Genomic DNA, 13,456 nt, shown 5'->3' with positions numbered 1-13,456 from the left:
TCCCCATGGACATCCGCGCACTCGGCTACCTCCGCATCGAGACCGCCGACCTCGCCGCCTGGCGCACGTACGCCCTCGACGTCCTCGGCATGACCGAGGGACAGGACAGCACGGACACCCAGTTGTCCGTCCGCATCGACGACCGCGTCCACCGCCTGCGGTTCGTCGCCGGGACGACGGACCGCCTGCTCGCCGCCGGCTTCGAGGTGGCGAACGCCCGCGCCCTGCGGGAGGCGGCCGCCGAACTGGAGGCCGCGGGCCACGCCGTCAAGCAGGGCGACGACGCCACCCTCGCCGACCGCCGCGTCCAGGGCCTGATCCACTGCGAGGACCCCAGCGGCAATCCCCTGGAGATCTACTGGGGCCAGGCCCAGGACCACAGCCCGCTCGCCGCGCCCTACGGCAACCGCTTCGTCACGGGCGAGATGGGCCTCGGCCACGTCGTCCTGCCCGCGGCCGAGATCGGGGCGAGCCTCGACTTCTACGAGAACCTCCTCGGCTTCCAGCTGCGCGACTCGATGAAGCTGCCCCCCGTCGCCGTTCCCACCGCAGCTCCCGGGAAGGACTTCCACTGGATGCACTTCCTCAGCCCCAACCGCCGCCACCACAGCCTCGGCCTCTACCCCGGCGCCCTGCCGCCCGGCATCGTCCACTTCATGGTCGAACTGGAGCGCCTCGACGACGTCGGCTACTGCCTCGACCGGATGAACGCGGCGGGCATCCCCATCGCCTCCACCCTGGGCCGGCACTCCAACGACCACATGGTGTCCTTCTACGCGCAGGCCCCGGGCGGCTTCCAGGTCGAGTACGGCTGGGACGGCCTGATCGTCGACCCCGCGACCTGGACCGCGAAGGAGATCACCGCCGACAGCTTCTGGGGCCACCAGTGGAACGGCTGACCGCGCCGGCCGCGGGCGAGGCCGCCGTGGTCGACCGTGCCGAGGCCGGCCCGGACCCTGCCGGTCCCGCCGTCGCTGCCGCCGCCGTCGAGCCCGCCGCGTTCCGCGAGGTGCTGGGCGCGTTCGCCTCCGGCATCACCGTCCTCGCCGCCACCGACCCCGACGGCCGACCCGTCGGGCTGGCCTGCCAGTCCTTCGCCTCCCTCTCGCTGGACCCGCCGCTGGTCCTGCTCTGCGTGGGCAGGGGTTCCTCCAGCTGGCCCGCCGTACGGGCCGCCGGCCGGTTCGGCGTCAGCATCCTCGATGCGGGGCAGCGGGCCGTCTGCGAGGCCCTCGGCCGCCGGGGCGGCGACAAGTTCGCCGGGGTGGAGTGGGAGACCTCCGCGCACGGGACCGTCCGCATCACCGGGGCCCTCGCCACCGTCGACTGCGCCCTGGAAGGCGTCCACGAGGCCGGCGACCACTACCTGGTCACGGCCCGGGTCCTCGAACTCACCGCCCGCGACGACGGATCGCCCCTGCTGTACTTCCGCAGCGACTACGCCACCGGAGCCTTCGGATGACCGACCAGCACACCTCCGCGCACGCGTACGAGTACGACGTGGTCGTGGTGGGCTCCGGCGCGGCCGGCCTGGCCGCCGCGATCACCGCCCGACTGCGGGGCCTGAGCGTCCTGGTCGTGGAGAAGACCGAGGCGTACGGCGGCTCCACCGCCCTGTCCGGCGGCGCGATCTGGGTACCCGGCAACTTCCACCTCGACCGGGCCGGCATCGCCGACACCCACGACAAGGCGCGCGCCTACCTCGACGCGACCGTCGGCGACCGGGTCCCCGACGCCCGCAAGGAGGCCTACCTCGCCCACGGGCCGCGCATGGTGCGGGAGTTCCACGACCGCACCGAGGTCCGCTTCATGTACACCCCCGGCTACCCGGACTACTTCCCCGAGGCGCCGGGCGGCATGGCCCAGGGCCGATCCGTCGAACCGTGCATCGTGGACTTCCGCCGGCTGGGGGACCTCGGCCGCACGATGCGCCGGGCCGGGCTGCCGACGTACGGGCTGACCATGACCTCGTACGACTTCCGCTTCCTGAACATGGTGGCCCGCACCTGGGCGGGCCGGCGGACCTCCGTCAAGGTCGGGATGCGGGCGCTCAAGGCGCTGGTCACCGGGCGCAGGTTGCTCTCCCTCGGGGAGGCGCTGATCGCCCGGATGCGGCTCTCGCTGGACCGGCTCGGCGGCGACCTGTGGCTGTCGGCGCCCCTGACCGGGCTGGTCACCGGCGCCCGCGGCCGGGTGGAAGGCGTACGGGTCGTCCGCGCGGGCCGCGAGGTGAGCGTACGGGCCCGGGGCGGGGTCGTCCTGGCCGCGGGCGGCTTCTCGCACGACACCCGGCTGCGGGAGAAGCACCTGCCCGCCCCCACCTCCACCGCCTGGACGCACGCCTCCGAGGGGCAGACGGGCGACGCGCTGCGCCTCGGCGAGGAACTGGGCGCGGCCACCGACCTGTTGGACCGGGTGTGGGGGGCGCCGTCGGTGTGCCCGCCGGGGGAGAAGCCGTTCTTCCTGGTCGCCGACCGGGGCATCCCGGGCATGGTGATCGTCGACGGTTCGGGGGAACGGTACGCCAACGAGGCGCTGCCCTACCACGCGTTCGTGGACCGGATGTACGCCGCCGACCGGCCCGGGGCCGGCACCGTACCGTCCTGGCTGGTCCTCGACGCCCGCTCCAAGGCCCGCTACCTGTTCGCCGGACTGTTCCCCGGACAGCCCTTCCCGGCCCGGTGGTTGGAGAGCGGATTCGTGAAGAAGGCGGGGACGGTCGAGGAACTGGCGCGGCAGATCTCCGCGCCGGGCCTGCCCGCCGCCGTCCGCCGCTTCAACGGCTTCGCCGAGCGCGGCGTGGACGAGGACTTCGGGCGCGGCGACAGCGTCTACGACCGCTACTACGGGGACCCGACGCTGCCCAACCCGAACCTGGCGCCGATCGACAAGGGCCCCTTCTACGCGGTCCCCGTCCAGCCGGGCGACATCGGCACCAAGGGTGGCCTGGTCACCGACGGCGACGGCCGGGTGCTGCGCGAGGACGCGTCCCCGATCGAGGGCCTGTACGCGGCCGGCAACTGCTCGGCGGCGGTCATGGGCGAGACCTACCCGGGCCCCGGCGCCACGATCGGCCCCGCGATGGCCTTCGGTTGGGCGGCGGTCAACGTGATCGCGCGGGAGATGGCGGGGCGAACGGCCGCCGGCCTCTGACGGACGCCGGTGTTCCGCAGCCGTGGCGCGGGCACAACGCCCCGTATGGAGACAAAGGCGGCGGGGGAATGAGCCGGGGTGGCGTGTGGGCCCTGGTCAGTGGGGTGTTGTGCCTCGGCACGTGGGGGGCCCTGGTCCGGGTCGCGATGGATCCGGACCTGCAGGGCGCCCAGGAGACGATGGGGACGGGATGGATGGTGGGACTCGCCGCCCTGCCCGCGGTGTTCTCCTTCTTCCTGGGCTTCGCCCTGTTCGAAGGGGGCTCGTTCGGCTCCGGCGGGGGCGGCGGCGGTGACGGCGTCGGACTCGGCAGCCCCGGCTGGGGCGGCGGCGGGGACAGCGGTGGTGGCGGGGACAGCGGTGGTGGTGGCGGCTCCTGCGGAGGGGGCGGCGGTGGCTGCGGTGGCGGTGGCGGCGGTTGCGGCGGTGGCGGGGGCATCTGACGCCCGCCGTCCCGCCGCGACCGCGCGCCGCCGGATCAGGACAGCTTGCCGTCGTAGTCCGGCAGCTTCACGGTGCGCTCCGCGTGGCCGCCGACCAGGTCGCTCTGCTTGTTCCCGATGTTCGCGATGATCGTGTAGCCGCGGGCCTCGATCTCGGCGCGCTTGGCCGTCTTGTAGGTGCTCACCTCTTTGAACAGGTCGGGCAGGTCCCGGACGTAGAGGCCCGAGACGGGGTAGCCGACGGCCTTGAGGTTGTGCTCGGTCAGGGATTCGATGATCCCCGGGCGGGCGGTGACGAAGAAGATCGCGACGCCGCGGTCGTTGGCGTACCGGGTCAGCTCGCGGACCTTGCTGATCGCGGGCGTCGGGAAGGTCCAGAACCAGTGGAAGTCCGTCTCCAGCGACGAGTTGTCGATGTCGAGGACGAGCGCCGGCCTCTCCCCGGCCGGAGAGGCGGCGATGCGCTGCTCGATCGCGGGACGGGCGGCGTCGATGACGGCTGCCACGTCGCGCTGCCAGGTGGCGTAGTCGATGCCGAGGATCGCCGCGTTGCCCCCGGGCGCGGAGGCGGTGACGGCGCTCGCGGCGGCCGGCGCGGTCACGGCCCGTTCCACCGGGGCGGCCCCGGCCGTGGTGGCGGGCAGCAGGGCCAGGACGGCTCCCGCGACGGCCACGCCCGCGGCGGCGGTGGCGCTGCGGCGGGGAAGGGCCGTACGGGTGGCGAAAGTGCGGCGTGTGATGCGCATGGGGGGCGCTCCTCGGTCACGGGTTGGCATGTACGCGACCAGGCTGGGGGAGCGGTGTCCACCTGTCTACCGGTCGGTAGGAAACTTTTCGCAGCCGCCCGGTGAACCCCCGCTAGGTGTCGCACTCCAGCACCGTGCGGCACACCCCGCACCGCAGCCGCAACGGCCCCCGCATCGCGACCCGCAGCCGCTGCGCGCACACCGGGCACGGGAAGCTCACCCGCTGCCCGTCCGGGCGCGACTCGAAGCGGTACGCGGACCCGGCGGTCACGGGGCGCGCCGAGCCCTTCGCCGGGACGCCGCCCGTCGGGATGCCGTTCGTCGGGACGCCGCCCGTCGGCGCGCCGCCCCCGCCCCCGCCGGCCCGGCGGGCCCGGCGGGCCCGTGCGTAGCGCAGCCGTTCCAGGCCGCCCGCGGCGGCGAGCGGGGCCCGGCGCAGGTCCCGGGCGGCCAGGGCGCGGCCGCGCACCCAGGCCTCGTACGCCCGGGGGCCGGTGAACCAGGGGGAGGGGTCCTCGCCGAGGAGCAGGGCCCGCTTGGCCAGGACGTACCCGAACTCCTCCGGGGTGAGGTAGCCGAGCTTCTGGTGCGTCAGCTCGTCCTCCCGGTAGGCGTCGAGGAGCAGCCAGCCGACCCCGAGGTAGCAGGCGGCGGTGTCGGTGAGGATCTCGTTCGCCGCGGTCGTCGGCAGGCGCAGGTCCAGGCGGTGCAGCAGGACGTGGGTGACCTCGTGGGCCAGCGCGGCGGCCAGATCCCGCCGGTGCGTGCGGAAGCGGTCGTTCACCTCCACGAAGTACTCCGGGCCCGCGGTCAGTTCCACCGTCGCCGCGTCCCGCATCGGCCGGAACGCGACCACCACGCGCGCGTCCGGCAGGCCGAGCGCGCGCACCATCGCGGAGGCGACCCGGTGGGCGCCGAGGTGCAGGTCATCGTCGGCGCCGAACTCCGCGTCGGCCGGGGCGAAGCTCGTGGCGTGGGCGCGGACGCCCTCGGGCGTCAGGCGCCGGAACAGGGCCGTGAGCGAGGCGTGAACGGTCTCCAGGTGCGGAAATCCGTGCTCCACCGGGCTGTCACGCCTGCTGTTCTGCGTCACACCGCCTCCCCGGCCGGAAGTTGTCCGAAAACGCGTTCTTGCTTGCAGCAGAGGTTCGGTTGTGTCATGGACCCGTCATTCACCCGATGACGCGCACGGCCCAACCCCCCACGAAAGGCAGTGTGTTGACCATGGCCATCCTCGGCAGATTCCTCAAGCAGTCCCTCGCCGTCGGCGCCGTCGCCCTCGCGGCCGTCAGCCTCCAGACCACCGGCGCGGGAGCCGCACAGGCACCCGTCGTCGGCGGGACCCGCGCCGCACAGGGCGAATTCCCCTTCATGGTCCGCCTCTCCATGGGCTGTGGCGGCGCCCTCTACACCCAGCAGATCGTCCTCACCGCCGCCCACTGCGTGAACGGCTCCGGCAACAACACCTCCATCACCGCCACCGCCGGCGTCGTCGACCTCAACAGCTCCAGTGCCATCAAGGTCAAGTCCACCAAGGTCCTCCAGGCCCCCGGCTACAACGGCCAGGGCAAGGACTGGGCCCTCATCAAGCTCGCCAAGCCCATCAACCTGCCCACCCTGAAGATCGCCGAGACCAAGGCCTACGACAACGGCACCTTCACCGTCGCCGGCTGGGGCGCCACCCGCGAGGGCGGCGGTCAGCAGCGGTACCTCATGAAGGCCACCGTCCCCTTCGTCTCCGACGCCTCCTGCCAGAGCTCCTACGGCAGCGACCTCGTACCCGGCGAGGAGATCTGCGCCGGCCTGCCCCAGGGCGGCGTCGACACCTGCCAGGGCGACTCCGGCGGCCCCATGTTCCGCCGCGACAACGCCAACGCCTGGATCCAGGTCGGCATCGTCAGCTGGGGCCAGGGCTGCGCACGCCCCGACTACCCCGGCGTCTACACCGAGGTCTCCACCTTCGCGGGAGCGATCAAGAGCGCGGCCGCGACCCTCTAGCCCCACCGGCGACACCCCTTCGTCCTTCCGGCCGGCCGCGAACCGGCCGGAAGGTCGAAGCGCACCACCCCGGACGCACGTAACGTCGAAGGACGTACCGCGAGGCCGGAACACCGCTGCCCCCACCCCGCGACACCCATCCGGCGGCCCCCCGTGCGGTTGCGGTCCGACGCCCGCACCGGTCCGATGGGAAGAGTCCATCCGGGAAGAGTCCATCGGCGGCAGCGGGCGACAGTGGGGCAGGCAGCGCATGACGATCAGAGTGGTCATCGCCGACGACCAGGACATGGTCAGGACCGGCTTCCGGATGATCCTGGAGAGCATGCCCGACATCGAGGTCGTCGCCGACGTCGTCGACGGCGAAGCGGCCCTGACCGCCGTCGCCGAACACCGACCGGACGTCCTCCTCCTCGACATCCGCATGCCGCGCCTCGACGGACTCGAAGTCACCCGCCGACTCTCCGGCCAGGCGTCGGACAAGCCGCGCATCGTCATCGTCACCACCTTCGACCTCGACGAGTACGTCCACGCCGCCCTCCACGGCGGCGCGTCCGGCTTCCTCCTCAAGGACGCGAGCCCGGCCATGTTGGTTGAAGCCGTACGGGCGGCAGCCGCCGGGGACGCGCTCGTCTCACCCGCCATCACCGTACGACTGCTGCGCGAAATGGCCCCCCGCACCACCGCCGCCCAGGCCGCCCGCCGCCCCGCCGAACCCCTCACCGAACGCGAACGCGACGTCGTACGCTGCCTCGCGCGCGGGCTGACCAACGCGGAGATCGCCGGCGAACTGTACGTATCGCTGTCCACGGTCAAAACTCACCTGGCGAACGTCCAGGCCAAACTCGACGCCCGCAACCGCGTCGAGATCGCCGCCTGGGCCTGGGAGAGCGGCCTGGCCGTCGGCACGACGTGACCCGGCCGACCACCACGAGCACCCCCGCACCGGGCGAAGCCGCCCGCACGGGCGCCCCGACCGGCACGACGACCCCGACGGCACCCGCCGTCGCCGGGGAACGACGGTGAGCCCGGTCGCGAGCTGGGCGCGACGGCACCCGCACGCCGCCGACTGGATCCGGTTGCTCCTGTCCCTCGCGCTCCTCGCCCTCGTCACCTTCGAAGGCCTCGTCCTCGCCCGCCGGCCCAGCCTCCCGCACACCGCCGTCTGGATCTCCGGCATCCTCGTCTGCCTCAGCGCCGCACCCTGGCCCCGGATCCCGCTCCTGACCCGCGCCTGGTTCGCCGCCGCCACCACCTGGACCGTCACCCTCCTCCTCATCTTCGGCAACCACCCCCTGGTCGTCTGGGGCGGCGGCGAAGCCATCGCCCTGCTCGTCCTCCTCTCCCAGGTCCTGCTCCGCGCCCCCGCCCGCACCGCCGCCGTCCTCGGGCCGCTCCTCGGCCTCGGCTGCATGGCCGTACCCGTCCGGGACACCAACCCCGGACGGTTCACCCTGCTCTTCTCCGTCCTCGCCGTTGTCGTCGGCGCGTACTCCCTCCTCCTGCGCCTCCAGTCCGTCCAACGCGTCCGCGAACTGCGCGCCGTCCGCACCGCCGAACGCCTGGAACTGGCCCGCGAACTCCACGACCTCGTCGCCCACCACGTCACCGGCATCGTCGTGGAAGCCCGCGCGGCCCGCTTCACCAACGTCACCGCCGAACGCGCCGCCGAGATCTTCGGCCGCATCGAAACCGCCGGCGACGAGGCCCTCGGCTCCATGCGCCGCCTCGTCAAGGTCCTCCGCGACGACGACACCGACCGCCCGACGGGCAGCGAGCGCACCGGCGGCGGGGCAGGAGCGACCGGGCGCGCGGGCGGGCCGGGGACCGCGCCCGTCGCCGGCCTCGCCGACATCCGGTCACTCACCGAACGCTTCGCCGTCACCGGGCCGCCCGTCGCCCTGTACGTGGAGGAGGGCCTGGACACCCGCCTCCCCGGCGACGTCGCCGCCACCGCCCACCGCATCGTCCTCGAAGCCCTCACCAACATCGGCAAACACGCCGCGACCACCACCGCCGTCCGCGTCGGCCTGCGCACCGTCCCCGCCGGCCTCGAAGTACGCATCGCCGACGAGGGCGGCAACCCCGCCCGACTCTCGGAAAAGGCCCGCGGCGGCGGCTACGGCCTCGCCGGCATGACCGAACGCGCCGAAGCCCTCGGCGGCTCCCTCACCGCCGGCCCCACCCCGCAGGGCGGCTGGCTCGTCACGGCCGTCCTGCCCCTGTAGGGGCCGGTGATCGACCCGGTCCGAGTGCGGACGCCCCGACGCGGCGCGGCGGGCGCGATCCGACGGAGCGGCCGTGCCCGGCACCGCACCTCGCCGCGTGGTCGGGCCGGCCACGTACGGTCCGGTACTCGGCCGGCCCTCCGCCTCGCGACGCACGGCACCGGACGACGCGGACCCGACCGGCACGACCCGGAAAGAGACGCCCTAGCCCAGCGCGATCGCCCGCAACGCGGCCAGATGCCGTGCGTAGACGGCCCGGCCCTCGGCGGTCAGCGACAGCCAGGTACGGGGACGGCGCCCCACCCGCCCCTTGCGGACCGCCACCCAGCCGGCCTCCTCCAGCGCCGAGACCTGCTTGGACAGCACCGAGTCGCTGACCTCGACCACATCGCGCACGAAGCCGAACTCGGCCTTGTCCAGTGGGGCCAACGCCGCCACCACGGACAGCCGGACCGGCGCGTTGAGCAGTGGCGCCAGATCGTGCCGGGGATGAACGCCGCGCTTCTCCCCGCCCCCGGTCACCCCGCCCCCCGCGGCGTCCGCCGGCCGCACGCCTTCCGGCTTCGGGTCCGCCGGCCGCACGCCGCCCTTCGGCGCCGCGCCCTCCGGCTTCGCGTCCGTCCCCGACCGAGGGTCGGTCATGCCGTGCCCCGACCCTCGGACCAGGCGCCGAGGGCGGGCGGCAGCGCGCACCCCAGGGTCGCGGCGATCGTGAAGGCGACGTCGTCCCGGAACACCGTGGTGCCGAGCGCCACGACGAGTCCGAACACGGCCGCCCAGGACCCGATCAGCAGGCCGTGCTTGAGGCCGAAGCCGCGCCGCACCACACGCTGCCGGGCGGCGTACACGCTCAGCCCGGTCACCATCGCGGTGTTGACCGACCCGAAGACCAGCGCGGAGGCGAGCCCGTGCCACAGCAGGGCCACCGGTACCAGCACCAGCTGCCCGATGGCGAAGATCCACAGGTAGCGCGCGTACCAACCGCTCCGGGCCCGCGCGGCCTTCTCCAGGCCGGCCGCCCGGTCCAACGCTCCCGCGGCGCGTACGAAATCGCTCACGATCCGTCCCCCCTCGTTGCCCTGCGTCACTCGACGCTTCTCAATATGGCAACTACTTTCCACTTTTGCAAGTATCGAGATCGCCCGCTGTCGGCACATCGCGACCGCCCACCGCACGGAAACCCGTCTCAACAGCCGACTGGCCGCCGGACCACGCCCCGGCGCCACGTATTCTCGGGAACCATGAAGAACAGCGCCACGGACCACGGCACGCACACCGGCACCGGCAACGGCACCAGCGGCATCGACGAGGGCGTCGCCGCGGAACTGTCCCGCCTGCGCGACAGCATCGACAACATCGACGCGGCCGTCGTCCACATGCTCGCCGAGCGCTTCAAGTGCACCCAGCAGGTCGGCCACCTCAAGGCCCGCCACCAGCTGCCCCCCGCCGACCCGGGCCGCGAGGCCAGCCAGATCGCCCGGCTGCGGCAGCTCGCCGAGAACGCGAAGCTCGACCCGGCCTTCGCCGAGAAGCTCCTCAACTTCATCATCGCCGAGGTCATCCGCCACCACGAGACCATCGCCGCGGGCGAGGAGTAGGCCCCGAGGGCCGCCCGGCACGCCCCCGGCCCCGCGAGCCGGCCGCCCTGCCGCCCCGCCCCCCCCCCGCGCCGCACGGCCCGCTCGTACCGGACGGCCCACATACCCCCTGGGTCCCGGACGCGCAGTCGGGCAGCATGGCCCCATGTCCGCATTGACGCGCAACGAAGCGCAGCTCCGAGCACAGCTCCTCGACGTCCACCACTACGCCGTCACCCTCGACCTCACCACCGGTGACGACACCTTCGACTCCACCACCGTCATCCGCTTCGGCGCCCGCGCCGCGGGAGACACCTTCGTGGAACTGAAACCGGACGAACTGCGCTCCGCCACGCTCGACGGCCGGCCCCTCGACACCGCCGCCCTCACCGACAACCGCCTCCCGCTCACCGGCCTCACCGAAGGCGACCACGAGCTGCGCGTCGACGCCCGCATGCGCTACTCCCGCACCGGCGAGGGCCTGCACCGCTTCACCGACCCCGCGGACGACGAAACGTACGTCTACTCCCAGATGTTCATGGACGACGTCCAGCGCGTCTTCCCCGCCTTCGACCAGCCCGACCTCAAGGCCGTCTTCGCGTTCACCGTCACCGCCCCCGCCCACTGGACCGTCCTCGCCAACGGCATCACCACCCGCACCGGCGACCGCGACACCGACGGCGCCGGCATCTGGCAGTCCGCCCCCACCCCCGTCATCTCCACCTACCTCGCCGCCGTCGCCGGCGGCCCCTGGCACAGCATCACCACCGAACACGCCGGGCTCCCCTTCGGCATCCACTGCCGCAAGTCCCTCGCCCCCCACCTCGACGCCGACGCCGACGAGATCCTCTCCGTCACCACCGACTGCTTCGACCGCTACCACGAGAAGTTCGCCGAGCCCTACCCCTTCGACTCCTACGACCAGGCCTTCGTCCCCGAATTCAACGCCGGCGCCATGGAGAACCCCGGCCTCGTCACCTTCCGCGACGAGTTCGTCTTCCGCTCCGCCGTCACCGACACCGAACGCCAGAGCCGCGCCATGGTCATCGCCCACGAGATGGCCCACATGTGGTTCGGCGACCTCGTCACCCTCGCCTGGTTCGACGACATCTGGCTCAACGAGTCCTTCGCCGAGTACATGGGCTACCAGACCCTCACCGAAGCCACCCGCTTCACCGGCACCTGGACCGAATTCGGCATGGTCCGCAAGCCCTGGGGCTACGACGCCGACCAACGCCCCTCCACCCACCCCGTCGCCCCCGCCCCCGAGGACGTCCCCGACACCGCCTCCGCCCTCCTCAACTTCGACGGCATCTCCTACGCCAAGGGCGCCTCCGCCCTGCGTCAACTCGTCGCCTGGCTCGGCGAGAAGGACTTCCTCGCCGGCATCAACACCCACTTCGCCCGACACAAGTTCGCCAACGCCTCCCTCGCCGACTTCGTGGACTCCCTCGCCGCGCACACCGACCGCGACGTCCACGCCTGGGCCCAGGTCTGGCTCCGCACCACCGGCGTCGACACCCTCACCCCCCGCATCGAGGAGAGCCCCGGCGGCTGGACCCTCACCGTCGACCACAACGGCAGCCGCCCCCACCACATCACCGCCGGCACCTACGAACTCGCCCCCGACGGACTCCTGGAACGCGGCGAACTCCTCGGCATCGACGTCCCCTCCGACGAGGTCCTCTCCGGCAGCGGCCGCCGCCCCGACCTCCTCGTCCTCAACGACGGAGACCTCGGCTACACCAAGATCCGGCTCGACGAGATCTCCCTGGAGACCGCCCTGCGCGGCCTCTCCCGCCTCCCCGACCCCCTCACCCGCGCCGTCGTCTGGGGCTCCCTGCGCGACATGGTCCGCGACGGCGAACTCGAACCCGGCGCCTACCTCACCACCGCCGACGCCCATCTGCCCGACGAAAGCGACCTCGCCATCGTCCAGGGCGTCCTCGGCTTCGCCCGCACCCACGTAGCCGACCGGTACCTCGCCCCCACCGAACGCACCGCCGCCCTCACCCTCATCACCTCCGTCACCCGCGACCTGCTCCGCCGCACCGAGGACGGCGCCGAACCCGGACTGCGGCTCGCCGCCGTACGCGTCCTCATCGACAGCGCCACCCAGCCCGGCACCCTCGCCGCCTGGCTCGCCGACGGCACCGTCCCCGGCGGCCCCGAACTCGACCCCGAACTGCGCTGGCGCATCCTCGCCCGCCTCAGCGTCCTCGGCGCCGCCGACGAGGACACCATCGACGCCGCCCTTGCCGCCGACCCCAGCGCCACCGGCCGCGAAGGCGCCGCCCGCTGCCGCGCCGCCCTGCCCACCCCCGAGGCCAAGGCCGCCGCCTGGCAGCGCCTCTTCCACGACGACACCCTCTCCAACTACCTCTTCACCGCCACCGCCCAAGGCTTCTGGCAGCCCGAACAGGCCGACCTCGTAAGGGAGTACGTCCCCCGCTACTACCCCGAAGCCGTCGCCCTCGGAGCCCGCCGCGGCCCCGCCATCGCCGAAGCCGCCGGGCGCTGGGCCTTCCCCGCGTACGCCATCGACGAGGCCAACCTCCGGGCCGGCCACACCTGCCTCGAGGACCCGGACCTCATCCCCCTGCTGCGCCGCAAGCTCGTCGACCAACTCGACGACCTCGCCCGAGCCCTCCGCATCCGCACCCCCGCCTGACCCACCCCACCGTCCGCCACCCCACCGGGCGCTGCTCCGCCGGTCGGCATCCCGCCGGGCGCCGCCCCGCCGGGCGGCATTCCGCCGGGCGCCGCCCCCGGACAGCGTCCGGCGGGCCACCGCCACCCACGCGCCACCGCCCGGTTCATGGCCGGCCGCCATCCCGCTGGGCGCTGCTCCGCAGGGCGCCATTCCGCCGGAGGTCGCCCCGCTGGGCGGCATTCCGCCGGAGGTCGCCCCGCCGGGCGGCATCCCGCCGGGCGCCGCCCCCGGGCAGTGTCCGTCGGGCCGCCGCCACCCACACGCCATCGGCCGGTTCATGGCCCGACCTCCGGTTTCATGACTCGGGCCCGGGCCTCTGGTTCGGCCTCCGGTCCACGGCTCGGCCCCGAGTCGGTGGTTCGGTTCCCGCCTCGTGGTTCGGCCCCCGGGCGCCCTGCCTCAGCCCGCCGTCCGGTACCGGCCCGCCGTGGAACGTCGCGTCGGGGGCGCACCCCACCGACGAGCCTCCGCCGCCGCACGCCCACCCCATCGGCCTCCGGCCCGTCGCTCGCCCCCCCCGGGCCTCGCCCCGCTGCCAGGTCGCGAGCCGTCTCCCGCCGCCCGGCCCCCGCCCGCAGCCGGGCGGTCTCCTTCGGACCTT

At 73.5% G+C, this 13,456-nt stretch carries 13 protein-coding genes; 9 read left to right on the top strand and 4 right to left on the bottom strand.

Going from position 1 to position 13,456, the window contains the following annotated elements:
* The first annotated feature begins 5 nt into the window (after window positions 1–5).
* The 4 genes from ACFY0I_RS24745 (at window position 6) to ACFY0I_RS24730 (ending at window position 3,596) form a co-directional block, all read left to right on the top strand.
* Window positions 6–899 (top strand): VOC family protein, encoded by an 894-nt coding sequence (locus ACFY0I_RS24745; RefSeq protein ID WP_388899696.1) that lies wholly within the window; start codon window positions 6–8, stop codon window positions 897–899.
* A complete protein-coding gene (locus ACFY0I_RS24740) occupies window positions 887–1,462 on the top strand; it encodes a flavin reductase family protein (protein ID WP_388899693.1) in 576 nt (191 codons plus the stop codon). The genes ACFY0I_RS24745 and ACFY0I_RS24740 overlap by 13 nt, the downstream gene beginning before the upstream one ends.
* Entirely contained in the window at window positions 1,459–3,153 is a 1,695-nt protein-coding gene (locus tag ACFY0I_RS24735; RefSeq protein ID WP_388899690.1) for an FAD-dependent oxidoreductase, read from the top strand. Before ACFY0I_RS24740 ends, ACFY0I_RS24735 begins: the two co-directional genes overlap by 4 nt.
* Before the next feature lie 68 nt (window positions 3,154–3,221).
* Window positions 3,222–3,596 (top strand): hypothetical protein, encoded by a 375-nt coding sequence (locus ACFY0I_RS24730; RefSeq protein ID WP_388899687.1) that lies wholly within the window; start codon window positions 3,222–3,224, stop codon window positions 3,594–3,596.
* 35 nt (window positions 3,597–3,631) lie between these two features.
* Here the strand turns inward: ACFY0I_RS24730 and ACFY0I_RS24725 are convergent, their stop codons facing one another.
* Complete coding sequence (locus ACFY0I_RS24725) at window positions 3,632–4,342, bottom strand: HAD family acid phosphatase (protein ID WP_388899684.1); 711 nt, start codon at window positions 4,340–4,342, stop codon at window positions 3,632–3,634.
* A 112-nt stretch (window positions 4,343–4,454) separates the two neighbouring features.
* Window positions 4,455–5,435, bottom strand: a complete 981-nt coding sequence (locus ACFY0I_RS24720) for a hypothetical protein (RefSeq protein ID WP_388899681.1) — start codon at window positions 5,433–5,435, stop codon at window positions 4,455–4,457.
* A 131-nt stretch (window positions 5,436–5,566) separates the two neighbouring features.
* Here ACFY0I_RS24720 and ACFY0I_RS24715 point away from each other — a divergent pair, with 131 nt between their 5' ends.
* From ACFY0I_RS24715 to ACFY0I_RS24705, 3 genes are all read left to right on the top strand, one after another.
* Window positions 5,567–6,340 (top strand): S1 family peptidase, encoded by a 774-nt coding sequence (locus tag ACFY0I_RS24715; protein ID WP_388899678.1) that lies wholly within the window; start codon window positions 5,567–5,569, stop codon window positions 6,338–6,340.
* A 250-nt stretch (window positions 6,341–6,590) separates the two neighbouring features.
* A complete protein-coding gene (locus ACFY0I_RS24710; protein ID WP_388899676.1) occupies window positions 6,591–7,253 on the top strand; it encodes a response regulator in 663 nt (220 codons plus the stop codon).
* 106 nt (window positions 7,254–7,359) lie between these two features.
* Entirely contained in the window at window positions 7,360–8,565 is a 1,206-nt protein-coding gene (locus ACFY0I_RS24705) for a sensor histidine kinase (protein WP_388899673.1), read from the top strand.
* Between the two features lie 204 nt (window positions 8,566–8,769).
* On the opposite strand, the gene ACFY0I_RS24700 is transcribed toward ACFY0I_RS24705, so the two are convergent.
* Together ACFY0I_RS24700 and ACFY0I_RS24695 are read right to left on the bottom strand one after the other, a co-directional pair.
* Window positions 8,770–9,087: a winged helix-turn-helix domain-containing protein gene (locus ACFY0I_RS24700; protein WP_388899895.1), complete on the bottom strand. Its 318-nt coding sequence runs from the start codon at window positions 9,085–9,087 to the stop codon at window positions 8,770–8,772.
* A 116-nt stretch (window positions 9,088–9,203) separates the two neighbouring features.
* Window positions 9,204–9,623: a hypothetical protein gene (locus ACFY0I_RS24695; protein ID WP_388899670.1), complete on the bottom strand. Its 420-nt coding sequence runs from the start codon at window positions 9,621–9,623 to the stop codon at window positions 9,204–9,206.
* 183 nt (window positions 9,624–9,806) lie between these two features.
* On the opposite strand from ACFY0I_RS24695, the gene ACFY0I_RS24690 reads away from it, so the two are divergent.
* A complete protein-coding gene (locus tag ACFY0I_RS24690) occupies window positions 9,807–10,163 on the top strand; it encodes a chorismate mutase (RefSeq protein ID WP_388899667.1) in 357 nt (118 codons plus the stop codon).
* A 145-nt stretch (window positions 10,164–10,308) separates the two neighbouring features.
* On the top strand, window positions 10,309–12,813 hold the full coding sequence (pepN, locus tag ACFY0I_RS24685) for an aminopeptidase N (protein WP_388899664.1): 2,505 nt from the start codon (window positions 10,309–10,311) through the stop codon (window positions 12,811–12,813).
* Window positions 12,814–13,456 lie beyond the last annotated feature (643 nt).

It is taken from the genome of Streptomyces sp. NPDC001568, from assembly GCF_042893755.1.
In the GTDB taxonomy this organism is placed as follows: domain Bacteria; phylum Actinomycetota; class Actinomycetes; order Streptomycetales; family Streptomycetaceae; genus Streptomyces.
This window is presented reverse-complemented; position numbering and strand designations above follow the sequence as displayed.